Consider the following 24,405-nt stretch of genomic DNA (forward strand, 5'->3'; position numbering starts at 1 on the left):
TGTATTTAATAAGGGCCCATAGCTCAGCGGCCAGAGCTACCGGCTCATAACCGGTTGGTCCCAGGTTCGAATCCTGGTGGGCCCATATTTTATGAGGAGATGTAGAAAGTGAGAGAGGTACTTGATACTCTTATAAAGCTTCAGGAAATTGATTCTTCTATTCTATCTTTAAAACAAACACTTGAAATAATTCCTATTGAAATAAAAAATTTTGAAAAAAAAATGGATGAAATTGATAAACAATTTGAGAACGAAAACAAAAAAGTTATAAATTTAGAAAAAAAGAGAAAAGAAAAAGAGTTAGAAATTGAAGATATCAATGAAAAAATAAATAAACTCAAAGAAAAAACTTCACAAGTTAAGACAAATAAAGAGTATCAAGCACTATTGAAAGAAATTGAGACGATTCAAGAAAGCTTAAAGAAAGAAGAGGAAAATCTACTTTTAATTCTTTATGATCTTGATGAAGCCAAAAAAGTTCTTAAGGGAATAAAGGGTGATATTGATAAAAAAAAGAAAGAAATTGAAGATAAGAAAAAAGAACTTGAAAACCAGATTAATATAATAACTCAGCAGATTGATGAATACAAAAAAGAAAGAAGACAGATAATAAGTAAACTCCCTTCAGAATTTTATGAAGAATATATGGAATTAATGAAAAAACATAAAGGATTAGCAGTTGCTCAAGTAAAAAACTCAGTATGTCAGGGATGTTTTCTTCATATTCCTCCACAGCTTTATGTAGAAATAAAGTTAAATCAATCAATTTATCATTGCCCTCAATGTGGGAGATTTCTCTATTATAAGCCTGAGGAAAAATTAGAGCAAACACAGGTTCAGACTAAGTGAAAGCTCAACTTTTCTGCGATGGTGCATCCAGAGGAAATCCAGGCGATGCTGGAATTGGGTGTTTAATTATTTTAAATGATAAAAAAATAGAGATATCAGAATATATTGGCAAAACAACAAATAATGTAGCAGAATACACGGCATTAATAAGAGGGTTGCAGGAAGCTTTAAAACAAAATGTACAGGAAATAGAAATTTTTTCAGACAGTGAACTCCTTGTGCGTCAGCTAAATGGAATTTACAAAGTAAGAAATAATAACTTAATCCCTTTGTATAGAAAAGCTAAAGAATTGTTAGCTAAATTTAAAAAATATCAAATATTTCATGTGTATAGGGAAGAAAACTCTATAGCAGACGAGCTTGCCAAACAAGCATCATGGAAACAAGAAAAATAAGATGCAAAATCTGTAGCAACCTGAAAGAAGGCATAATTCTTAGACATTATAATTTAAAAATTTGCCTTGAATGTTTTCCTTACTTTTTCAAAAAAAGGATTCAAGAGACTATAGAGAAGTTTAAAATGTTTGGACAGGAAGACAATATCTTGATAGCTCTTTCAGGTGGAAAAGACAGCATTAGTATTACAAAAGCATTGAAAGATTTAGGATATAATATAAAAGCTATTCATATAAATGCAGAGTTGGGAGAAGTTTCGAAAAAATCCGTTGAAATTGTAAAAAAATTTTGTGAAAGTGAAAAAATTTATCTAAAAATTATTAACTTAATGGAAGAATTTCAAGTATCACTTGAAAAAATTTCAAAGATATTAAAAAAACCTGTATGTGCCGTATGTGGAATGTTGAGAAGATATGTTTTAAACAAACATGCAGAAGGGCAAATAATTGTGACAGGACACACTCTCAATGATGAAGTTTCTTTTATTCTGAAAAATTTGATTTTTTGGAATGATGAACTTTTAGCAAGAGTGTCACCAGTTCTTGAAGAAAGGGAGGGATTAAGTAGAAAAGTTAAACCTCTCTGTCTTATTACAGAGGAAGAAACCAAAGTTTTTTGTAAAGTTTCGAATATAACCTATGTAGAGGAACAATGCCCCTATAAATCTGAAGTTTATGAAATATTTAAAAGTCTTGTATATGAAATAAATAAAGAATTTCCAGGCTCAGTTGCAGGATTTTACAAGGGCTTTTTAAAAAGAGTAGAAAAATTTTATTCAAGTTCATCTACAAAGATATCGGTTCAGAGATGCACGAACTGCGGTTATCCAACAACAACTCAACTTTGCAGTGTTTGCAGGCTTAAAGAGAAGTTGTTACAATATAAACATGGATGAGGTTTTAAAAGCAGTTAAAGAAAGAAGAAGTATCAGGTCTTTTTTGAAAAAAGACATACCAGAGGATATAGTTAAAAAACTTATTGAGGCTCTGATATGGGCTCCATCTGCAGGAAATCTTCAGGCAAGAAAATTTTATTTTGTTAAAAATAAAGAAATAAAAATGAAACTTGCTCAAGCAGCTCTAAATCAGATGTTTATCGCAGAAGTTCCTCTGGTTATCGTCGGATGTATTGATAAAAACAAGATTTTCCCAAGATACGGAGAAAGAGGAGTCGAACTCTATGCAATACAGGATGTTGCATGCAGTATTACAAATGCCATGCTTGTGGCTCATGAAAATGGACTTGGCAGTTGCTGGGTGGGAGCATTCAGAGAAGAAGAGGTCTCAAAAATTCTTAATTTGCCGAGACATTTAAGACCTGTGGTTATCTTACCTGTTGGATATCCAGCCTATGTACCTTCAGCACCACCAAGAGTTTCAATCCATGAAGCAGTGGAGTTTGTTGAATGAGAGACTATCTAATCGTTGCAATAGAAGTTGCTCAGCAGGCTGGAAAAATAATAAAAGAAAAAATTGGCACAATTACCTTTGAACAAATTACACATAAAAGTATCTCAGACTACGTTACAGAGATAGATATTTATTCAGAAAAAACAATAGTTAATCATATAAAAAAACATTTTCCAGCACATCAGATAATGGCTGAAGAGTCATCAAATGATTATAAAAAAGCAGAGTATCTATGGATAATTGATCCTCTTGATGGAACGACAAATTTTATTCATGGCTTTCCTTTTGTTGCCATATCCATTGCTTTAATGTATAAAGGAGAGATTGTTTTAGGAGTTATTCACGATCCAACAAGAAATGAGACTTTTTATGCTGAACTAGGTAGCGGAGCTTTTTTAAATGGAGAAAGAATTAAAGTTTCAACAACAAACTTACCAGAGCTAAGTCTTATTGCTACAGGCTTTCCTTTCAGAAACAAACAGTACATTCCGAATTACATAAAAATATTTCGAGAACTCCTTTACTCAGTAAGTGACCTTCGCAGAGCTGGTGCAGCAGCAATTGACCTTGCTTATGTAGCCTGTGGAAGAGTGGATGGATTTTTTGAGTTTGCTCTAAGTCCATGGGACATTGCAGCAGGCGTGAGTTTAATAAAAGAAGCAGGTGGTGTAGTATCAGATTTTGAAGGTGATGATGGATATTTAAAGACAGGCCACATCATTGCTGGCAATCCTGTAATCCATTCTTTCTTAGTAAACAAGATTAATGAAGTTTTAAAAAACTGACCCTGAGATGAATAAATTTTTATACTCTTTCGCTCTTTCTTCTATTGAAGGGGCAGTCCATATATCACTTACTACTGCCACAATGTCTGCACCAAGACAAACTAATTCCTTAGCTCTTTCCACATTCAATCCTCCTATTACGCAAACAGGAATGGATAGCACTTTTTTGGCTTGTTGAATTATTGATTTATCAACTATTTTAGCCTCGGGCTTGGTTGGAGAAGGGTAAAAACTTCCGAAGGCTACATAAGAAGCACCCAGGCTTTCCATAATTTTAGCTCTTTCAATATCACCGTAGCAGGAAACTCCGATTATTTTATTTTTTAGCTTTTTCTTTACTTCGGTAATATCAGCATCTTCTTTGCCAATATGAACTCCGTGAGCATTTATTTTCAAAGCTAAATCAACTCTGTCATTTACAATAAAATAAGCGTTATATTTTTCACAGAGTTCCTTTAATAAAAATCCATTAAGAATTAAAAAGTCATCTGAATTAGTTTTATCCCTGAGTTGAACAATTTTAGCACCGCCTTTTAAAGCTTTTTCAACCATTTCAACAATTTTATCGTATGTAGTCAGTTTTTCATCTGTTATTACATAAAGTCCTTTCAATTTTGGCATATTCATTTTATTTCTCTTAAAACTCTTATAATTTCTTTTACTCTTTCAGGAAGTTCTATCTCTGGCTTAGATTCTTTTAATTTTAACCACTTCCAAAGTCCGATTGGACAAACAGTAGCAAAGCTTATTTTGAAGTTTTTACATACCTGAGGACGACTCTCATAAATTGCGCAGTATGCTTCTTTCCATTGATTTCCGTCTATTGAAATATCAATTAAATAAGGACATTTTTGATTTTCAGGCTTTTTTACTCCTTCTGGTAGAGGAATAGCCCAGCGATAACAGCATTCTGCGCATCTTAGACATACAAAATTTTTATTGGCTGTATCAAGTATTTCATTTAGTAATGTACTGTTTAAACTCATAATTTTAAAACATTTTAACATTAAAAAAATTTTTTATACAAATTCTTTTGATTTTTAAAATTCTCATATAAATTTGGATATCTCAACTCGTTTTGATAAAAAGTGGAAGTTGTACTCGAAGAGACATGCCTTTCCATTGATGTTCACTTAAAGATAGAAATTCTGAAAAGTACATTTCGGATTAAAAGGGCTGGTGCTCATTTTTTAACAGTTCATGTCGAAACCTGTGCACATTTACACAGAAAAGTATGTCAGATAAAAAAACAAATCATTAAAGTTTGAGTTTCTCTAAATCCTGTGACTTCTTTAGTTTCAGTAGAAGAAATAACTCAAGATGTTGATCTTTTATTGATAATGTCAGTTTATCCAGACTTTGGAGGACAAAGTTTTATCCCTTCTGCAATAGATAAAATAAAAAGAGCAAAATCAATGATTTTTAACAAAGCTCTCAGGTTCTATTAGAAGTTGATGGTAGTGTAAAACTTGAAAATGCCCAAGAAATTGTCAAAGCAGGAGTTGATATTTTTGTTATGGGTTCGGCTTTTTTGGAGAAAAGAGTATAAATCATTTACAAAAAAATTAAAGAAAAGTTATAAGAATAAGCTATTTAATCTAAATACAGTAATTCAATTAACAAATATGTTATAATTTGATTGTGCAAACTATTGAAAAAGACATAGAAAAAGAAATGAAAGAATATCCAATACTTACTTTTGCAGATATTTTGCATGCTCTTAAGAGCCATCCTGATTGGCTTGAAGAGTTGAGAAGAATTATTTTAACTACAGAACTTCTTGAACTTCCTAAAAAATTTGATGAACTTCTTAAAAGAGTTGATAAAATCGAAAAAGATGTAGAGGTTTTAAAACAAGATGTAGCAGTACTTAAACAAGATGTAGCAGTACTCAAACAAGATGTAGCAGTACTCAAGCAGGATGTAACAGTCTTAAAGAAAGACATGGCTTATCTAAAAGGAGAATTTGGAAGATTTAAAGGTAAAGATTTTGAAAGAACAATCAAAGAGAGATATTATTCTTACTTTGGTAAACTTTTAAGAAAATCCAAACTTGTTCAATTTGAGGAAATTATCCCAATCCTTGATGATGCAGAAGAGAAAGGTTTAATTACCGAAGAGGAAAGGGATAGCTTATTAAATCTTGACCTTCTTATAAAAGGAGAGATTAAATCATCTCACAAAAAAGTTATTTTAGCAGTAGAGGTCTCCTATAGTTTGTACGAAGATGACATTCAAAGGGCAATTGAGCGAGCTCGAGTATTGGCTCATGTTCTTCATGAAGAAGTAATTCCTACTGTTGTTACTGCCGAGTTAAAAGAAGATGTAGAAAAATTAGCTGATGAAAAAGGAGTTTTTCTCATAAAAGCCGATTACTAGATACTTTCCAGTACCTCAATTATTTCTCTCATGTCATTTGGAAGAGGGGCTTCAAACTGAAGAGTTTCACCAGTGATTGGATGTTTAAATTCGATTTTCCAAGCATGAAGCATTTGCCTCAATATAGGTAATCTTTTCCTGCCCAACTCTATATGTGTTTTTTTTCCATAAATTCTATCACCTAAGATTGGATGTCCAATCGCTGAAAAATGAACTCTTATTTGATGGGTTCTTCCAGTAACTATTCTTACTTTTACAAGAGTGTAATTTTTAAAGTTTTTAACTACTGTCCACTCTGTGATTGCTTCTTTTGCCTTTTTTGCTCTCGTTGACATCTTTTTTCTATTATAAATCGCTCTTCCAATTGGAAGCGTAATTCTGCCACTGCCTTTTAATTCTCCATAAACAAGCGCAATGTATTCTTTTTTAACTTCTCTTTTTTTGAAAACTTCAACCAATCCATAATAAGCTTTATCGTCCAAAGCAATAACAATAACTCCGGAGGTATCTTTATCAAGTCTGTGAACCACACCAGGTCTTAAAGGTGCACCAACGCTGGCAAGTTTTTTTATATGATAAGCCAAAGCATTCATCAGTGTACCATCTTTATGCCCTGCACAGGGATAAACCACCATACCAGCCTGCTTTGACAGCACAATTAAATATTCATCTCTGTAGATTATTTCAATTGGTATATTCTGTGGAATTAATCCCTCATTTTCTTCAGTTTTAGGTAAAAATTCATCGAAAATTTCGACTAAATCATTAAGCTTTAATTTATAACTTTTTGATTTTAAAAAATTATTAACTTTAACGAATCCGTTCTCAATCGCCTCTTGTGCCTTTGCCCTACTAAGATTTAATTTTTCAGAGACAAAAACATCAAGCCTTTTACCTTCGCTGAGATTGTCAATTTGAAAAAAAAGGTTCATAATCCTAATTTTTCTCTCAAAAATTTTCCAGTATAGGATTTAGGATTCATAGCAACTTCTTCGGGAGTTCCTTCTGCAACAATGTAACCACCATCTGTACCACCTTCTGGCCCGAGGTCTATTATGTAGTCAGCACATTTTACGATATCTAAGTCATGCTCAATTACTATAACAGTGTTTCCCATCTCAACAAGTCGCTGAAGTATATTAAGTAACCTTTCTATGTCAACCATGTGTAACCCTGTTGTTGGTTCATCAAGAATGTAAAGAGTTTTACCTGTTGGTTTTTTACTGAGTTCTTTAGAAAGTTTTACTCTTTGAGCTTCTCCTCCAGAAAGCGTTGTTGCTGGCTGTCCAAGGGTTATATATCCAAGTCCTATATCTTCCATTACCTGGAGTTTATGTCTCAGTTTTGGTACAGCAGAGAAAAACTCAAGTGCTTCACTCACTGTCATTTCAAGAATTTCACTAATGTTTTTGTTTTTATATTTAATTTGAAGTGTTTCTTCATTATATCTCTTACCTTTGCATGAATCACAAACAACATATACATCTGGAAGTAGATGCATTTTTATTTTTTTTACTCCTTCACCTTGACAATCTTCACATCTACCTCCTGAAAGATTAAAACTGAACCTTGATTTAGTATAACCCCGAACTCTTGCATCAGGTAACATTGCAAAGAGTTCTCTTATTTCATTCATAACTTGAGTGTATGTAGCAGGTGTTGAACGAGAAGTTCTACCAATTGGAGATTGGTCAATATAGACAACTTTGTCTATTTTTTCTATACCTTCAATTGTTTTATGTTTGCCAGGCAAAACATTGGTGTTATATAGCTTTTTTATCAATGCTTTATATAATACTTCAAATATTAATGTGCTTTTCCCTGAACCAGCCACTCCTGTAACGCAAACAAATACACCAAGAGGAATTTTAACATCAATATTTTTAAGATTATAAGCTTCTGCTCCAATAATTTTTATAAATTCAGATGATTTTCTTCTTTCTTTAGGTATGGCAATTTTACTGGAATTATTTAAATATTGAGCAGTAATTGAATTTTTATTTCTGATAAGTTTTTCTGGAGCAGATACTACTGTCAGATACCCACCTTGTCTTCCTCCTCCAGGACCAAGCTCCACTATAAGATCAGCATTCATGATAGTCTTTTCATCGTGTTCAACCACAATTAAAGTATTTCCTCTCATTGAAAGCTCTTTCATTGAATCAATAAGTTTAAGGCAATCTCTTGGATGTAGTCCGATGCTTGGTTCATCAAGTACATACAGAACTCCGCTTAAATGTGAACCTAGCTGAGTTGCGAGGCGTATTCTCTGAGCTTCTCCTCCTGAAAGACTAAAAGCTGGTCTATTTAGACTTAAATATCCAACTCCAATTTTTTGAAGAAATTCAAGTTTAATAAAAATTTCCTTTAGTATTCTTTCTGCAATTAGACTTTCATGGGAAGAAATTTTTAATTCAGACAGAAAGTTTTTTAATTCATCAATGGAAATTGCTGATAATTCTGCTATGTTCTTTTCATTAATTTTTATTGCAAGAGCTTCTTGCCTAAGTCTTGTTCCTCTACAAAGTTTACAGGGAGTTAAGGTTAGAACATCTATTTCTTCCTCTTCTTCAATATTTTCATATCCCAAGCCTCTGCATCTTGGACATGCGCCATATTTACTGTTAAAAGAGAAAAGTCTTGGATCAATCTCTGGTAAACTTACACCACATGTTGGACAGGCAAGGGTACTGCTGAATATGATATCTTTGTTTTTATCTACAATGTTTACTACAACTGTTTGAGTGTATTTTATGGCAAGTTCTAATGCCCTTTTTATTTGATTTTTATATTTTTCTTTAATGATAATTCTGTCTACAACAAGTTCAATTGTGTGTCTGATATTTTTTTTTAGTGAAATGTTCTGTGTGAGTTCAACAAGTTTGCCATCTATTCTTGCTCTTATAAATCCCTCAGCTTTAGCTCTTTCTATAATTTCTCTATGTTCTCCCTTTTTTTCAATCACAACAGGAGCTAACACTTGAATTCTTGTTCCTTCAGGTAAACTCAGAATGGAGGCAGTCATTTTGTGTATATCTTGAGAAATCAATTCCTTTCCACATATGAAACAATAGGGAGTTCCAATTTTTGCATAAAGGAGCCTAAGATAATCGTAAATCTCTGTTATTGTTCCCACTGTTGAACGAGGACTTTTTGATATTGTCTTTTGATCAACAGATACTGCTGGTGAGAGTCCTTCAATAAGATCAACATCAGGCTTTTGGATTTGATCAAAGATAGTTCTTAATTCTATTGGAAGGCTTTGGAGATATCTTCTATGAGCTTCGGCAAAGATTGTATCCATCGCAAGAGAGGATTTCCCAGAGCCAGAAGGACCTGTAATAACGATGATTTTATTTCTTGGAAGTACTAAGTCAATATTTTTAAGATTATGCTGCCTTGCACCTTTTATTATTATGCTTTGCTGCATGGTTAATCTTTTTTGTATTCCTTTAACTCCGCTACTACTTTTCCTACAGGAACTTTTGTTTCAATTTTTAATGGAATCTTACTGTTGTCTTTACTTAGCCAGATAATGATATCTCCTTTTCTTTTGAAAAGTCCCTCTGTATCAAGTTGAGGCTTTATAACAATCGCATCAATCTGTTTATCTGATAATTCTATCTTTTCTTCTTTAATTGGCTGGACCACAACAGTGGTAAATTTATTGCTGTCAAAAATATCTATTGCTACAGGCTCATTTAAGTTGATCGTTAAGGTTCTGAGATAGAAAAATCCCGAAAGAACATCCATGAATACTTTATCTATGCCTTTGTGATAGGTTGTATTATTTTTAAGGTGATTGATAAAAACAATTTCTCCCTTTTCGTAATCAAAGATTGTTTCTTTATTACCTCTATATTTTCCCTCTATTTGAACCAATGTAAAGTGTTTTGGTTTACCATTTTCTATCTGACTTTCTGCATGATCATTAACATAATAAAAATTTGAAATAAAACTAGCAGACTTAACCATTGAAGTTATTGTAATTGTATTTCCATCACCTTTGACAGAAACTGTTGCTGAACCAACATATATACCCATCCAGTATATATCAAATTTCATTGTTTCATTGATAAATTTTGTAAAAGGATTATTTTCTGGTAAAGTTCTTACTTTTTCAGTATTCTCGGAGACTGTAGATTGAGAGAGGCTTTGAGTTTCCTGAGAATCTGTATTTTTTTCTGTTACAGAATTTTCAGTTTGTGTTGATTCTGCTGGCTTTTCTGTTTCTGAATGTTGTGGTTGTTCTGTTTTTGAGAATATTTTGGGTTTTGGATTTTCTTTTTTAGATTGAAAAAAATAAGTTTCTATAAAATCAAAAGAAGGTAGATTTAGCTGAATTTTACCAAGAGCCATCATTATGCTTATATGAGCAACCATGGAGATTAATAATGCCACTGTGATCCATCTTAGTTTCATAAAAATAGTATAACACTAAGTTGACCAATAGATTAAAACAAATATAGAATGAAAAGATTACAAAGGAGGCGATGGTTTGAAAAAAAAGATTCTGATGTCGCTTATAATTTCAATTTTTGTAGTGTTTTTACTTATTAGTAAAATTGATGTTTCTTCACTTGTTCTTAAACCAGCTATTAATGAGCTTCAGGATATGCTTGGAATGGAAGTATCAATTGAGAAAGCTTATTTGCATTTTATTCCACTTTCTCTCGAGTTTAAAAATGTTGTCGTGTTTAATGCGGAAAAAGAGAAATTGACACTGAAAAAAGCAAAATTTTATGTGGGGCTAACTAAGATTTTTAGTAAAGAAATAGAAATAAGAAGAGTTGTTCTGTATTCAACTGATTTTTCAATGAAATACTCAAATCTTAACAAGTGTATAGAAAGTGTTTCAAATTACTTAAAAAAACCAACAAAATTTCCAATAAAATTGAGATTTAATTCCTTTGAAATAGAAAATCTCTCTGGCTCAATTTATACCAGTGATTTAAACTTGAATTTTAGAGAGTCTTACGGTAGAGTAATTTTAAAGACAGAACCTCAGATTTCAGTGCTTTCCAGTATAAAACTTCTTTCATCTAAGTATCCCAACATTGATACAAATATGAAAGTTTTTCTTAGAATTAAAGATAATGAAATAATTCTCGAAGAACTTAAACTTTTTGATATAAACTCTCTTTTAAAAAGTTCAGGAAAAATAAACTATATCAATTTCTTAGGAGAATTTATTGTTTCGGGGAAAATTCTTTTTAAATCCATTATGAAGATTTTTGGTATGGATGACGGTTATGGAGAAATTAATGTTGATGGTAAAGTAACATTTGATGAAGGCAGAAAATGGCAGGATAAAATTAAACTGAATTTAAAATTTAATGGCGGTTTTCTTCTTGAACAGTTAATGCAAATTTTAAAAGTTTCTGAGAAATTATCAGGAGTTACTGAAATTAAGGGAGAAGCTCAAGGATCTCTTTCAAATCCTCAAGTTAATGCTAAGGTAAGTTTGAAAAAAGGAAATATTCTTGGAGTTAAAGTAGATGAAGTAGAATCTCATGCTGTGTACAAAAATGGAATATTAGATTTCAAAAATGGGAAAGTAAAACTTTATGGTGGCTATGCTCAGGCTCATGTTTGGATAACTCTTCCCAAAGTGGTAGCTCACTATGCTTATATCGAATTAAATGATGTATCAAGCAATGGAGTTTTTGAACTCATTCATTGGAATCCTGGAATTGCTGAAGGAATAGTAAAAGGCTGGTTAGTCTCAGAAGGAGAGAAGTTTTCTCCAAAAGGTTCATTTGTTTATTTAAGAAAAGGCCATAAACCTGATGATTTAAGAGGAAAAATTGAATGGATAAATGGCAATTTTGACTCTTTAGATAAAGTTTATAGATTTTCCTTGATAGAAGTTGGTTTATCTAAAAGTCAGGTTAAGGCATATGGTTACATAGATACAAAAAATAGTAATCTTAACTTTAATTTTACAGGAAGCAGTAAAGATATAAGTGAGCTTTTAATTCCATATCAAAAGGGCATATATGGAGAATTAGATTTTAATGGAAAATTATATGGAAATACAGAAGATCCTGAAATCTCTATTAGTTTTTTCTCAAAAAGAGTTAACATTTTTATTCAGGAAATAGAAAAATCCCTTCCCGAGCAGGCATTTGCATTTAATAATTTAAAAGGAAATATCTTCTATAAAAAAAATCTCCTATCAATCAATGAATTAAATGGGGAGGATATTTCACTTAAAGGAAAAATTTTATTTCCATTTTCAAAAAAGCTATTTGGTATACAAGAGCCTTCATATGACCTCTTGTTTTCAGTAAAAAACCTGTCTCTAAAAAATCTCCATATAAAAGCTTTGGATAATGATATTGAGACTTTTTTAAATCTACAAGGCACTATAAAAGATAAGGGGAAAATTACAGCTAAAATCAATGGTAACTCCTTATTTTTGGGAAAGAATAAATTTATTGACAAATTCGCAGGATCAGTTTCTCTTGAAAAGGATACAATTGTTATAAAAAGTTTAAATATTTTTAACGATGGAGATTTGTTAAATGCTTCGGGTTATCTGAATTTTAATGGAGATGTAAATATTTCTGGCATATCAAAAACTTTTGATATAACGGATATTACTCAACATTGTATGAAAAGATTTGGCATCAAATATCTTGAAAAAGTAAAATTAAACAATTTGAATTTTTCTATTACCGGTTCAATAAAAAATCCAGCAGTAAATGCATATACTAATTTTATCGCTAAAGTAAAAAATGGTAGAAATATTGATGGCTTAATTAAGTTTAACTATAAACAAAATGATTTAATAGTTGAACTGAATCTTATGAAAAATATCTTTTTTACAATTAGAGGGCTCCCAGATAAAAAACATTGGAATATCTCGGGTAATTTTGCTTCAGCAAGAATTGATCCCTTTGTATCAGCTTTTGTTAATAATTTACCAGAAGATTTAGTTATTTTAGTTAATGGAAATCTAAAAGGTTCAATAAATGATAAAAATTTTGATGCCCAAATTGACTTTAATAGAGTATTTATGAGGCTTTATGGGATAGGACTCAATAATAAAAATCCTGTAAATATCAAAGTAGAAAAGGGTAATGTTTATTTTACTCCCATTACTCTTTTAGGACAATCTACTGAATTAACAATAAAAGGTAAAATAGTTGACTACTTTGATATTCTAATTGAAGGTTATTCTGATTTAAGACCCTTTAAAGCTTTATTCAAAGTTGATGACTTAAGAGGAAGCGCGTTAATGCAGGTTTATATTTACGAAAGCAGAAAAAATCCTGAAATAGTAGGAGGAGTTGACATAAACAATGCATCAATTACTTTAAGAAAAGATCTCCCTTCTTTATCCAATGTAAATGCTACTGTGTCATTTAATGAAGACAGAATTGTAATAGAAAAAGCTTATGGCACATTTTCCGAAGGTACTGTTCAGTTGGATGGAACTATATATCTTGAAAAGTTTGTAGTAAAACAACTTGGACTTTCAGGAAGATTCTCAGGGGTTAGATGGATCTTTGCACCAAGATGCTGGGCATACATGGATGGACAAATTTATCTTACAGGAGCATATTCCCAGCCTTTGCTTTCAGGACAAATAAATATTCAGAGAGGTGTATATACTGAAAAATTTGAATGGACTCGTTTGGCTCTTAAATCAAGTCCTCCAAAAATCACAGTAGAAAAAAACAGTTGGCTTAATAATTTAAGATTTAATTTGCGAGTCCAAACTAGTAACTTTTTCGTTAACAATAATCTCGCAACAGTAAATCTAAATAGTGATCTTCTTTTGAAAGGCAGTATTCCGGAGCCATCATTAATTGGATGGATAAATGCAAAAGATGGATGGATATATTTTAGAGGTAGTAAATTTGAAATTATGCAAGCCCTTATTCAATTCAATGATCCTAACTCAATAAGGCCCTATCTTAATGTTTCAGCAAGGACCAATGTATCACAATATAATATAAATCTGAATTTAAACGGATATATTGATCAGTTTAATCTCATATTAAGCTCAAATCCGCCTCTTTCAGAGTCAGAGTTATTTAATCTGTTAGTATTGGGACAGAATGGAGGAAGTAAGGGCATTCCCGGAGGTTCTGAAGCTGCTTCATTCATTACAGGACAGATGTATGAATTGCTTGAGGAAAGAGTTAGAGGGCTCACTGGACTTGATGTCATGACGGTTGAACCCGGAATATCAAAAACAACAGGTTCTATTGCTCCAAGAGTCACAGTGGGTAAGAAACTCATGGATGGCAGACTCACTGTTACTTACTCCACTACAACTGGAACAACTGCTGAGCAAATAATAAAAGTTGAATACTTAGTCAAAAAAGGAATATCTCTTGTTGGTATAAAAGACGAAATAGGAGGACTTTCAGGTGCAGTTAAGTTTCGTTTTGAGTTTCGTTAGTATTTTTCTGATTTTGTTTAATTTTGTCTATGCAGAGGAATATATCAAAAAATTAGAAGTCAATGGGTTAAAATCAATTTCTGAGAAAGAATTTCTTTATCTTATGGGAGTAAAAGAAAATCAAATTTTTACTGCCGAAGAAATAACCAAAGGAATTAAAAGAGTATTTTTAAAAAATGTATTTGATGACATAGTTGTCGAATACAAAGAAGGAGTAATGAAAATTTCAGTTAAAGAAAAACCTTTTATAGACAAAATAGAGATAAAAGGAAATGAACATTTTAGCGAAAGTTTTTTCAAAAAATTACTTACTTTTAAAAAAGGTGACAGATTAAAAGAAATTGAGATCAAAAAAAATCAGCTTAATATAGAAGAAGAACTTAAAAAACGGGGATTTATAAATTGCCGAATTCGGATAGAAAAAAACTTTAATGAAAACTATGTCAATATAACGATTTATGTAAATGAAGGTGAACCATTGAGAATAAAAAATATAAAATGGGAAGGGAATTTTGATGAATATATTAAAAATCTTTTTTCTTTGAACGTGGGAGATCCTTTTGATAAAGTATTACTTGAAGATTTCATTAAAAACATGAAGAAATATTTTGCAAAACAGGGATTGGTTGGCTCTGAAATTACTTATTCCTTTAAAGATGGAGAACTTACTTTAATAATTAAAGAAGGTAAAAAACTGGATTTAGAATTTAATGGTGTTGATTCTCTAAGTGAGAATGATTTGAAAAATATAGCAATGGCTCATTTTCAGGATAAAGTAAATGACAATATTATAAAAGACACCATAAATAGTTTGATTACTTTCTACAGAGCTAATGGTTTTATTGATGTGAAAATCATTCCTTTAATGGAAGAGGAGGAAAACAAATGGAAAATAACATACTTTGTAAAGGAAGGTGACAGAAGAACCATTGAAAAAATTGAAATTCAGACAGAAGTTTCTCAGGAAGAAATAAAAAATATTCTTGCAAATAAAGAAGGTTATCCATTTAATCCAGAAGAATTAGAAAATGACAGACAAAGAATTGAAGATTATTTTAAAACAAAAGGATATTATTTTGCTCAGGTTTTACCGCCGCAGATAGAAGAAAAAGATAATAAGGTAAAAATTTTGTTTAAAGTGCAAAAAGGGAAACAGATTAAAATAAAAAACATTGATATAGAAGTGAATGATAATTTATTAAAGTCAGAAATTCAAAAATTAGTTAAAACATATGAGGACTATCCATTCAATGAAGCAATTTTTCTCGAAATAAAAAGAAAAATCAGGGAAGTTTATTTAAAAAATGGATATTCTGATGCAACTATTGAAGGAAAATATGAAATAAAGGACTCTAATGCATATATAAATTTAAAGATTGAACCAGGCAATAAAAAATATTTTGGTAAATCAATTATTCTTGGTAATGAAAAAACGAAAACTAAATTTATTTATCAAAGACTTCTACCAAAAGAGAATAAACCATATGATCCTTATACATTAGAGGAAGAAAGACAAACTCTTTATAAAACAGGCCTTTTTTCTCGTATAGATATAAAGCCTCAGCCTCAGGATGGAACAGTAGATTTAATTTATAATTTTGAAGAAACTCCAGCAGGAGCTTTTGAATTCGGTTTTGGATATGGAGAATATGAAAAGGCAAAAGGTTTTGCAGAACTTTCTTATATAAATCTATTCGGCATGAATAAACAGATATTTTCAAGAATTGAACTAAGCAGCTTAGAAAAACGAAGTTACATAACCTATGTTGACCCATGGATGTGGAAAGACCTTACCTTTAAATCATCATTACTTTTTGAAAGAAGTGATATTAAAAACATTGATACAAAAGATATTATTTACAAATTAAAGAGATATAGCGCATCTGCTGGGTTTGAAAAAAAATTTTTTGAGTCTTTCAAGGCTGAAATCCTTTATGAAGCAACATATTCAAAAACATGGGATGTTATGCCCGAGGTTGTTATTTCTGATCAAGATATTGGAGAATTGTTTATAAGTGGAATAAAAGCTTCATTAATTTATGACAGTAGAGACAATCCGTTTGATCCGACAAAAGGATGGCTCGCAGGAGTTACATCAAAACTAAGCAACGAATTTTTGGGTTCCGAAATTAATTTTATGAAATCTTCATTTTATGTTAACAAATATACAGAATTAACAAAAGGTCTTGTTCTGGCAACTTCTTTAAGAGGTGGATGGGCATGGCTTTACGGAAAAACGGAAAATTTGCCAATTTCTGAAAGATTCTTTCTTGGAGGAAGAGATACTGTAAGGGGCTATGCTCAGAATACACTTGGACCAAAACAGAATAATCAACCAACAGGTGGAAATGCATTTTTAATGGGAAATCTTGAATTTAGAACCTATCTTGGTAAAAACTTTTTTATAGTTAATTTTCTTGATTTTGGTAATATCTGGAAAAGAGTAGGGGATGTAGATGTTTCAAATCTTAAATATACTACAGGAGTTGGACTGAGATATAAAACTCCTGTTGGTCCCTTAAGGATAGATTATGGATATAAACTAAATAGACAGGCAGGTGAATCACATGGTGAAATTCATTTTAGCATCGGTCACGCTTTTTAATTTATTTTTCTTTTCTATGGCTTTCACAGAGGTTATAGATAGAGTAGTTGCTTATGTAGACAGTTATGCAATAACACTTAGAGATTTTGAAAAAGTAGCAGATAAAACGAAAGAAAAAATTCCTCAAATCAAAAATGAAGAAATTTTAAATACCATGATCAACAGAGTTCTTCTTCTAAAAAAAGCAAAAGAACTTTTTATTGAAGGAAAAGATGAAGAATTAATCAACAACTACATTGATTTGAAGATAAAATCAACAATAGTAATTTCAGAAAGTGAGATTAGACAATACTATGAGCAGAATAAAACTCAATTTAAAGACATCCCATATGCTTCTGTGAGGAATGAAATTGAAAAATATTTATTTGAAAAAGAGTTAAATAAAAAACTTAAAAATTATCTTGAAGAATTAAAAGAAACATCAGATATTAAAATAATTTTTATTCCCTGAATTCGTAAATAAGAGCAACTTCATCACATTCAGGAAATTTTGGACATCTTATACAATCTCCCCATATTTTTTGAGGAAGCTTTGATTTGTCAAGCTCTTTAAATCCAGCTCTTTTGAAAAATTCTGGAACATATGTTAAAACAAAAACTCTTTTAACTCCAAGCTTTTTAGCTTCATTGAGACACTTTTTCACAAGTATAGTTCCAATTCCTTTTTTTTGTGACTCTCTTTTTACTGCTAATGACCTAATTTCAGCAAGATCTTCCCATAATATATGTAAAGCACATACCCCTTTAATTTCATTATCTTCTTCAAAAACCAAAAAATCTCTAATATTTTCATAGAGTTCGTTCAAAGAACGCGGAAGCATCTCTCCTTTTTTGGCAAATTCATTGATTAATTTATGAATTGATTTGATATCGGGTACTAAAGCTTTTCTAACTTTCAACGATGGAAAAACCTCTAAGGATAAGACTTTTATTAATTTCAATCATCTCTTTTCTTTTGGGTGGAATAATTTCTTCGATTGTTTCAAGAACTTTTTCTATGTTAAATATTCTGGATATTTTTACGAAAGCACCAAGGAGAACCATATTTGCAAGCCGAGGATTTGCAATCAATGATGCTTCCTGGGAAGCATTAACTGGATAAACATTTATATCATTAAGGGATTTTGAATTTTTTATTATTGAAGAATCATAAATAAGATAACCTCCCTGTGTTACTCTACTCATAAATTTATTAAAGGAAGCTTCATTTAACACGATAAGATAATCGGCATTTTTAACAATTGGTGAACCTATAAGTTCGTCAGATATAACAACCATACAATTTGCTGTTCCTCCACGTATTTCAGCACCATAAGATGGGAACCATGTTACTTCCTTGTTTTCTTTAATTGCAACATGGGCAAGAACTTTACCTAAAAAAAGAATTCCCTGACCACCAGAACCTGCTATAATTATGCGTTGTTCCATTTATCTTTAATTACTCCTAATTTAAATTCCTTCATCATATTTTCCCTGAGCCACTTTAAAGCTTCTTCAGGAGTCATTCCCCAATCAGTAGGGCAGGGTGAGAGCATTTCAACAAGGCTGAATCCTTTCCCTTCAAGCTGATATTTAAAGGCTTTTTCAATGTATTTTTTAGTTATGACAATGTTTTTATAACTATCAAGAGAGCCTCTTGCAATAAAGGCCGAACCTTCAAGAACTGCAAGCAATTCTGAGACATGAACTGGATATCCTGCAACTTCAGGAATTCTACCAAGTGGAGTTGTAGTAGTTTTTTGTCCCACAAGAGTTGTTGGTGCCATCTGCCCACCTGTCATTCCATAATTGGCATTGTTTATAAAAAATATCGTTATATTTTCTCCACGATTGGCAGCATGAATTATTTCAGCAGTTCCAATTGCTGCAAGGTCTCCATCTCCTTGATAAGTAAATATTACTTTATCAGGACATACTCTCTTCATTCCAGTTGCTGCTGCAGGTGGTCTTCCATGAGGAATTTCAAGCATGTCTATATCAAAATAATCATAGGCAAATACAGCACATCCGACAGGTGCGATCCCAATAGTTATTTCTTTTATTTTAAGTTCGTCAATCACTTCTGCAATAAGCCTGTGAGCAATACTGTGTCCACAGCCAGGGCAATATCTAAATGGAACATTTTTTAATGATTCAGGTCTTGAAAATTTCTTTTTCATAACGGATTATTATAGCAAAATTTTTTATAATTTTTCATTATCCCTTCCAAAATTCCATATTCACTAATAGTTAATCTTTCAACATTCAGATAATCAATAATTTTTTCTAAAATGATCAACCCCGCACATATAATATCTGCTCTATCAGCAGGCATTCCTTTTATTTTTTTTCTTTCTTGTATGGAAATAGATAATAAATTTTTAAGTATCATCTTAAATTTTATAACATCAATTTCACTCATATGAGTTTTTTCTGGTTGATAAGTTGATAATCCAAAATTAATCATAGCAAGTGTAGATGCCGTCCCTCCACTAGCAATAAATTTCCTGATTTTTACTTTTGGTAGAATTATACTTATTTTTTTTTCTATAAATTCTCTTGCACTCTCTATATTTTCTTCAAAGTAAGAATCAGTATTCAAGAATTTTTCCTTAATTTTTATAGCACCTATTGGTATTGAACCTATCCTAAATGTCTGATCTTTCCACTCTATCCACTCTGTGCTTCCTCCTCCAATATCAACTATAAAAAGTGAATGCTCCTTTTCCAATTCTTCATTCATAATTCCACATAATGTATAATAGGCTTCTTCTTCTCCAGAGATTATATGAACATTAATTCCTGTAGATTCCTTTACCTTTTCACAAAAATAAATACTATTCTTTGCTTCTCTTAAAGCACTTGTTCCAACAGCAATTATACAGGAAACATTAAAAGTTTCAGATAGTTTTTTAAAATTTTTTAAAGCATTAATTGAATCTTCTATTGCTTCCTCTTTAATATTTCCATTTTCTTCAAGATTTTTACCAAGACGGGTTACAACTCTATCAGTGTAAACTCTACAAATTTTATTTTTTCTTATATTTCCTATTAATAATCTCAGGGTATTACTTCCTATATCAACAACGGCTATATTTTCAGTAGGTTTCATAATAGGAATTAACTATTTCAACAACAGCTTTATTTATAGGAACTTTTTTACTCTCTTTTGTTCTCCTTTTCTTAATTTCAATTTTATTTTCCTTAAGTACCTTTTCACCAATTATGACCTGAATTGGTATTCCAATTAAATCGGCATCTTTAAATTTAACACCTGGGCGTTCATCTCTATCATCAATTAAAACTTCCATATGTCTGTCTGCGAAACTGTTATAAATTTCTGTAACTTTTTCATATAAATCTTCTGCAATCCTAATTGTTTTTTCATCAGCCATATTAAGAGGAATAATTTCAATATCAAACGGAGCTATACTTTTAGGCCATATTATTCCATCAGCATCATGATTTTGTTCAATTGCAGCAGCAGCTACTCTTGCAGGTCCTATACCATAACTTCCCATAATAATTGGTTTTTCTTTACCATCTTTATCTAAAAAATAGGCATTGAGAGGTTCTGTATATTTTGTACCCAATTTAAAGATATTACCAACTTCAATTGCTTTTTCAATCTTCAAAGGATTTCCACACTTTGGACAGTTGTCTTTTTCTTTAACTTTTCTTATATCGGTCCATTGAGCATCAAAATGTTTTTCAGGAATAATTCCTTGAAGATGATAGTCTTTTTTATTTGCTCCAGAGATATAGGAAATTCCTTTTTGAATTGATAAATCAGCAATTTTTTTGATTTTATGTTCAGTTGGTCCGATAAATCCTATTTCTACTCCAACTATATCAAGAGCCTCTTCAGCAGTAGCAAAACGAAATTCTCCTATAATTCTTGCAAGTTTCTTTTCATTAAGTTCCTGATCACCTCTAATCATAACAAGTACAGGTTCATTTTTTTCTGATATAACAAGAAGAGATTTAATAAAATACTTTTCGTCTAAACCTAAAAATTCTGCAACTTCTTTTACTGATTTTTTTTGAGGTGTGTATACTTCTTTATATTCCAGATTTAAAGGTGATAGAGTAGGGAACTGAGATTTAGCAACTTCTATGTTTGCTGCATAGCCACATTTATCACATAAAACAATATCGTCTTCACCAGCAGGTGTTGGAGCCATAAACTCATGCGATTCCATATCACCCATTACTCCAGGATCAGATTCAACTTGGTAGTATTTTAATCCACATCTTGTAAAAATTCTATGATATGCTTCAGCATGCAAATTATAACTTCTGTCAAGACCTTCCCAGTCAACATCAAAACTGTAACTGTCTTTCATAATAAATTCTCTTGTTCTTAAAACCCCTCCACGAGGCCTTGCTTCATCTCTTAATTTTGTTTGAATCTGATACCATATCTGAGGTAGTTGTCTATAGGACTTTATTTCTTTTGAAGCTATCCATGCCATAATTTCTTCATGGGTCATTCCAAGACACATGTCTCTACCGGTTCTGTCTTTTAATCTAAACATTTCCTCTTTGATTGTATACCATCTACCTGTTTGTTGCCATATTTCTGCTGGATGAAGAATAGGCATTGAAATCTCTTGAGCTCCAATTCGCTCCATTTCTTCTTTGAGAATCGTGTTTATTTTATTTAAAACACGCCATCCAAGTGGTAAGAAAATAAATAATCCAGCAGCTAGTTGTCTGACATATCCAGCTTTGAGCATTAAAATGTGAGATATTGCGTTAATTCCAGAAGGGATTTCTCTCATAGTAGGGATAAATAGTTTAGAGTATCTCATAAATCTCCTCCTGTGCAATTTAGATTAAATAAGTATAGCACATTCCGATAATTTTTTGTTTGCTAAAAATTTAACATAATATACATTATCAGACATAATTTTAATGATAAAAACTGTTGAAAACCTGTTGAAAATTTTGTGAGAAAATTTAAAAACTTAGTAAATTTTATAGAGAAATCTTCAATTGATTAGTAATCGGGCACTTTTATTTTTGAGTTATTATTTGTTGTTAATTAAACTTACAAATGCGTGTTCATCGTCAACTGAATTAACAATTACTTTTAAAATATCTCCTTCGGAAAGTTTGCTGTTGGTGATAAAACATTTAATATAATTGTCAGAAGTTCCAGAATAAAAACCATTTTTTTTATTTTCTACAATTACATCAAGCTCTGATCCTAAAAATTTTTTAATATATTTTGATTTTTTATCTTTGCCTATTTTTATAAGATAATTTGCTCTATCTTTTTTAATATTTTCGGGAATTTGTTCTGGCATCTGAGAGGCTTTTGTAAAAGGTCTTTTTGAGAATGAAAAAACATGTAAATAGGAAAATCCAATTCTTTCAATTAGTTGTAAGGTTTTTTTAAAATCTTCATCAGTTTCTGATGGAAAACCAACTATAACATCAGTCCCAATTGAAATATCAGGATAGAATTTAAAGATTTTTTCTATGATATTTAAAAATTGATTAGAATTATATGCTCTATTCATTAAATTAAGGATTCTATCACTTCCATGCTGAAGAGGAATGTGAAGGTGTTTGCAAATTCTACTGTCAGATATTATTTCAAGAAATTCTTCGTCAATATGATTTACTTCAATAGAACTTAGTCTGATTCTAAACCCCGTAGTTTGTTTAAGTAGTTGTTTTAGAAGTGTATTTAAATTTACATTGTCTTCAAGATCTATTCCATAAAGTCCAATATTTATTCCACTTAAAATAATTTCCTTAATTCCCATTGAGAGATAATCGTTTATTTCTTCAATAATATCTTCCAATTTATAACTTCTGGGTTTTCCTCTTAAGTATGGAACAATACAATAGCTGCAGAAGTGATTGCATCCATCCTGAATTTTTACAATAGCTCTATGTCTTGAAATATTTAAAGTATTATTTTTATTAAATGATTCAAAATTATTGATTATACTGTCTTTTTCAAAATTTAAAAATACTTTTAAGTTTTCTGTTTCTTTGGGTTTACATAGCTCTACAAAACAACCTGTGACATAGACTTTTTTACCCGATTTTTTAGCTTTTTCTATAATCTGTCTTGATTGAACTTCAGCCTTGTGAGTTACTGCACAGGTATTTATAATCCAGAAATCTGCTTCTTCAGGATTAGTTGTAACGGTATATCCTCTAAGCTTTAAAAATTTTTCCCATTTCTGAGATTCTGCCTGATTAACTTTGCATCCATAGGTAAAAAAGGATACTTTCATTGTTTAATGATTTCTCCTTCTAAGGAGTGCCTGTGTGCTTTTATAATTTTTACATTAATGATTTTACCTGTGCCAATATCAGAAGCAATTTTTACTATTTTGTTTGTTCTTGTTCTTCCAGTTGAGTATTCTTCTTCATCCTTATCTTCAATAAGGACTTCTTGAATTGTGCCTTCAAGTAATTTATTCTTTCTCTCTGTTATTTTATCCTGAAGTTTCAGGATCTCTGTTAGTCTTTGAGATTTGACTTCTTCTGAAATTTGTCCATCAAGTTTTGCCGCAACAGTTCCAGTTCGTGGAGAAAATTTGAAAGCAAAAATACCATCAAACTGGATTTCCTTTAAAGCATTTATAGTTTTTTCAAAATCTTCATCTTGTTCTTGAGGAAATCCTACAATAATATCTGAAGTAATGGAAATATCTGGAATTGCCTCACGAAGCCAGCATATTTTTTCAAAATACTCTTCATAGGTGTATTTTCTATTCATTAATTTAAGAATTTTATTGGACCCTGCCTGAAGAGGAAGATGAATATGTTCACATACTTTATCACAATATTTAATTGCATTGATAAGCCTTTTTGATAAATCCTTAGGATGAGAGGTAACAAAACGAATTCTTTCAATCCCTTTAATTTCATTAATTTTTTCAAGTAAAGAGGGAAAATCAATATCTCCATCTCTGTAAGAATTTACGTTCTGTCCAAGTAGTGTAATTTCTTTAAATCCAGACTCTCCAAGCAATCTAATTTCTTCAAGAATACTCTCTACAGGTCTACTTCTTTCCCTACCCCTTGTGTATGGAACAACGCAGTATGCGCAGTAGTTGTTACATCCATACATAATATTTACCCATGCCTTTACATGATGCATTCTTTTAGCAGGAATTTTGATATTTGCAACAAGGGGATTTTCATCAGTAAATATTTTATTAGAAATTTGATTTTCTAAAATATTTTCAATCATATGAATATTATCTGGTCCAATAATATAGTCAATGTAGGGAACTCTGTCTAAAAGTTTTTCACCTTGAAGTTGCGCTACACAACCTGCTACAATAATTTTTAGTTCAGGATTTTTCTTCTTAAGATGTTTTATCCTTCCAAGACTACTTAAAAATTTTTGTTCAGCCTTTTGTCTTATTGCACAGGTATTAAAGACAACAATATCTGCCTTTTTTGGTTCTTCAACCTCAATAAATCCCTTTGATTCAAATATTCCAAGCATTCTTTCAGTGTCATGTTCATTCATCTGACAACCGAAAGTTTTTATGTAAACTGCCCTTCCCTTCATGTTTTTATTATAACAGGCAAGATTACTTTATTTTCAAA

21 protein-coding genes, 1 tRNA gene and 2 pseudogenes are annotated in these 24,405 nt (G+C 31.2%); 12 read left to right on the top strand and 12 right to left on the bottom strand.

The window, feature by feature from the left end; genetic code table 11:
• The first annotated feature begins 12 nt into the window (after nt 1–12).
• From TAGGR_RS01005 to TAGGR_RS01030, 6 genes are all read left to right on the top strand, one after another.
• Nucleotides 13–85: transfer RNA gene (locus tag TAGGR_RS01005), tRNA-Ile, on the top strand.
• A gap of 23 nt (nt 86–108) precedes the next feature.
• A complete protein-coding gene (locus TAGGR_RS01010; RefSeq protein WP_059175517.1) occupies nt 109–849 on the top strand; it encodes a zinc ribbon domain-containing protein in 741 nt (246 codons plus the stop codon).
• Nucleotides 846–1,244, top strand: a complete 399-nt coding sequence (locus TAGGR_RS01015) for a ribonuclease HI family protein (protein ID WP_059175518.1) — start codon at nt 846–848, stop codon at nt 1,242–1,244. The genes TAGGR_RS01010 and TAGGR_RS01015 overlap by 4 nt, the downstream gene beginning before the upstream one ends.
• Nucleotides 1,226–2,140: a PP-loop family protein gene (locus TAGGR_RS01020; protein ID WP_059175519.1), complete on the top strand. Its 915-nt coding sequence runs from the start codon at nt 1,226–1,228 to the stop codon at nt 2,138–2,140. Before TAGGR_RS01015 ends, TAGGR_RS01020 begins: the two co-directional genes overlap by 19 nt.
• Nucleotides 2,133–2,654, top strand: coding sequence for a nitroreductase family protein (locus TAGGR_RS01025; RefSeq protein ID WP_059175520.1), 522 nt, complete (start codon nt 2,133–2,135; stop codon nt 2,652–2,654). Before TAGGR_RS01020 ends, TAGGR_RS01025 begins: the two co-directional genes overlap by 8 nt.
• The gene (locus TAGGR_RS01030) at nt 2,651–3,439 is read left to right on the top strand and encodes an inositol monophosphatase family protein (protein WP_059175521.1); all 789 of its coding nucleotides are present in this window, start codon (nt 2,651–2,653) and stop codon (nt 3,437–3,439) included. The genes TAGGR_RS01025 and TAGGR_RS01030 overlap by 4 nt, the downstream gene beginning before the upstream one ends.
• Here the strand turns inward: TAGGR_RS01030 and thiE are convergent.
• Complete coding sequence (gene thiE, locus TAGGR_RS01035) at nt 3,428–4,066, bottom strand: thiamine phosphate synthase (RefSeq protein WP_236698875.1); 639 nt, start codon at nt 4,064–4,066, stop codon at nt 3,428–3,430. The genes TAGGR_RS01030 and thiE overlap by 12 nt on opposite strands.
• Nucleotides 4,063–4,425, bottom strand: a complete 363-nt coding sequence (locus TAGGR_RS01040) for a hypothetical protein (protein ID WP_153000405.1) — start codon at nt 4,423–4,425, stop codon at nt 4,063–4,065. Before TAGGR_RS01040 ends, thiE begins: the two co-directional genes overlap by 4 nt.
• 102 nt (nt 4,426–4,527) lie before the next feature.
• On the opposite strand from TAGGR_RS01040, the pseudogene TAGGR_RS10980 reads away from it, so the two are divergent.
• The 3 genes and pseudogenes from TAGGR_RS10980 (at nt 4,528) to TAGGR_RS01045 (ending at nt 5,818) form a co-directional block, all read left to right on the top strand.
• Nucleotides 4,528–4,887 (top strand): annotated as a pseudogene (locus TAGGR_RS10980) (hypothetical protein).
• Nucleotides 4,888–4,916: 29 nt separating this feature from the next.
• Nucleotides 4,917–4,988 (top strand): annotated as a pseudogene (locus TAGGR_RS11105) (hypothetical protein); the annotation flags it as partial.
• Nucleotides 4,989–5,080: 92 nt separating this feature from the next.
• Nucleotides 5,081–5,818: a hypothetical protein gene (locus tag TAGGR_RS01045; protein WP_059175523.1), complete on the top strand. Its 738-nt coding sequence runs from the start codon at nt 5,081–5,083 to the stop codon at nt 5,816–5,818.
• Here the strand turns inward: TAGGR_RS01045 and TAGGR_RS01050 are convergent.
• Genes TAGGR_RS01050 through TAGGR_RS01060 form a run of 3 tightly spaced genes read right to left on the bottom strand, consistent with a single transcriptional unit; the run spans nt 5,815 to nt 10,240 of the window.
• Nucleotides 5,815–6,750, bottom strand: a complete 936-nt coding sequence (locus TAGGR_RS01050; protein WP_059175524.1) for an RluA family pseudouridine synthase — start codon at nt 6,748–6,750, stop codon at nt 5,815–5,817. The genes TAGGR_RS01045 and TAGGR_RS01050 overlap by 4 nt on opposite strands.
• Nucleotides 6,747–9,248 carry an excinuclease ABC subunit UvrA gene (uvrA, locus tag TAGGR_RS01055; protein ID WP_059175525.1) on the bottom strand — a complete coding sequence of 834 codons (2,502 nt, stop codon included), beginning with the start codon at nt 9,246–9,248 and terminating at the stop codon, nt 6,747–6,749. The genes TAGGR_RS01050 and uvrA overlap by 4 nt, the downstream gene beginning before the upstream one ends.
• Nucleotides 9,249–9,250: 2 nt before the next feature.
• Nucleotides 9,251–10,240, bottom strand: a complete 990-nt coding sequence (locus TAGGR_RS01060) for a DUF3108 domain-containing protein (RefSeq protein WP_082673508.1) — start codon at nt 10,238–10,240, stop codon at nt 9,251–9,253.
• 76 nt (nt 10,241–10,316) lie between these two features.
• On the opposite strand from TAGGR_RS01060, the gene TAGGR_RS01065 reads away from it, so the two are divergent.
• From TAGGR_RS01065 to TAGGR_RS01075, 3 genes are read left to right on the top strand one after another with little or no spacing between them, the layout of a single operon-like run.
• Nucleotides 10,317–14,234, top strand: coding sequence for a translocation/assembly module TamB domain-containing protein (locus TAGGR_RS01065; RefSeq protein ID WP_059175527.1), 3,918 nt, complete (start codon nt 10,317–10,319; stop codon nt 14,232–14,234).
• A complete protein-coding gene (locus TAGGR_RS01070) occupies nt 14,203–16,839 on the top strand; it encodes a POTRA domain-containing protein (RefSeq protein WP_153000406.1) in 2,637 nt (878 codons plus the stop codon). The genes TAGGR_RS01065 and TAGGR_RS01070 overlap by 32 nt, the downstream gene beginning before the upstream one ends.
• Nucleotides 16,802–17,290, top strand: coding sequence for a SurA N-terminal domain-containing protein (locus tag TAGGR_RS01075; protein WP_059175529.1), 489 nt, complete (start codon nt 16,802–16,804; stop codon nt 17,288–17,290). Before TAGGR_RS01070 ends, TAGGR_RS01075 begins: the two co-directional genes overlap by 38 nt.
• Here the strand turns inward: TAGGR_RS01075 and TAGGR_RS01080 are convergent.
• The 7 genes from TAGGR_RS01080 to miaB form a co-directional block, all read right to left on the bottom strand.
• Nucleotides 17,280–17,738 carry an N-acetyltransferase gene (locus TAGGR_RS01080; RefSeq protein ID WP_059175530.1) on the bottom strand — a complete coding sequence of 153 codons (459 nt, stop codon included), beginning with the start codon at nt 17,736–17,738 and terminating at the stop codon, nt 17,280–17,282. The two genes, TAGGR_RS01075 and TAGGR_RS01080, sit on opposite strands and share 11 nt — an antisense overlap.
• Complete coding sequence (locus TAGGR_RS01085; protein WP_059175531.1) at nt 17,728–18,267, bottom strand: 2-oxoacid:ferredoxin oxidoreductase subunit gamma family protein; 540 nt, start codon at nt 18,265–18,267, stop codon at nt 17,728–17,730. Before TAGGR_RS01085 ends, TAGGR_RS01080 begins: the two co-directional genes overlap by 11 nt.
• Nucleotides 18,252–18,998, bottom strand: coding sequence for a thiamine pyrophosphate-dependent enzyme (locus tag TAGGR_RS01090; RefSeq protein WP_059175532.1), 747 nt, complete (start codon nt 18,996–18,998; stop codon nt 18,252–18,254). The genes TAGGR_RS01085 and TAGGR_RS01090 overlap by 16 nt, the downstream gene beginning before the upstream one ends.
• Nucleotides 18,995–19,930 (bottom strand): Ppx/GppA phosphatase family protein, encoded by a 936-nt coding sequence (locus TAGGR_RS01095; RefSeq protein WP_059175533.1) that lies wholly within the window; start codon nt 19,928–19,930, stop codon nt 18,995–18,997. The genes TAGGR_RS01090 and TAGGR_RS01095 overlap by 4 nt, the downstream gene beginning before the upstream one ends.
• Entirely contained in the window at nt 19,917–21,632 is a 1,716-nt protein-coding gene (locus tag TAGGR_RS01100; protein ID WP_059175534.1) for a proline--tRNA ligase, read from the bottom strand. Before TAGGR_RS01100 ends, TAGGR_RS01095 begins: the two co-directional genes overlap by 14 nt.
• Before the next feature lie 219 nt (nt 21,633–21,851).
• On the bottom strand, nt 21,852–23,075 hold the full coding sequence (mtaB, locus tag TAGGR_RS01105) for a tRNA (N(6)-L-threonylcarbamoyladenosine(37)-C(2))-methylthiotransferase MtaB (RefSeq protein ID WP_059175535.1): 1,224 nt from the start codon (nt 23,073–23,075) through the stop codon (nt 21,852–21,854).
• Nucleotides 23,072–24,367, bottom strand: coding sequence for a tRNA (N6-isopentenyl adenosine(37)-C2)-methylthiotransferase MiaB (gene miaB, locus TAGGR_RS01110; protein ID WP_059175536.1), 1,296 nt, complete (start codon nt 24,365–24,367; stop codon nt 23,072–23,074). Before miaB ends, mtaB begins: the two co-directional genes overlap by 4 nt.
• Nucleotides 24,368–24,405: the final 38 nt, after the last annotated feature.

The organism is Thermodesulfovibrio aggregans (assembly GCF_001514535.1).
In the GTDB taxonomy this organism is placed as follows: domain Bacteria; phylum Nitrospirota; class Thermodesulfovibrionia; order Thermodesulfovibrionales; family Thermodesulfovibrionaceae; genus Thermodesulfovibrio; species Thermodesulfovibrio aggregans.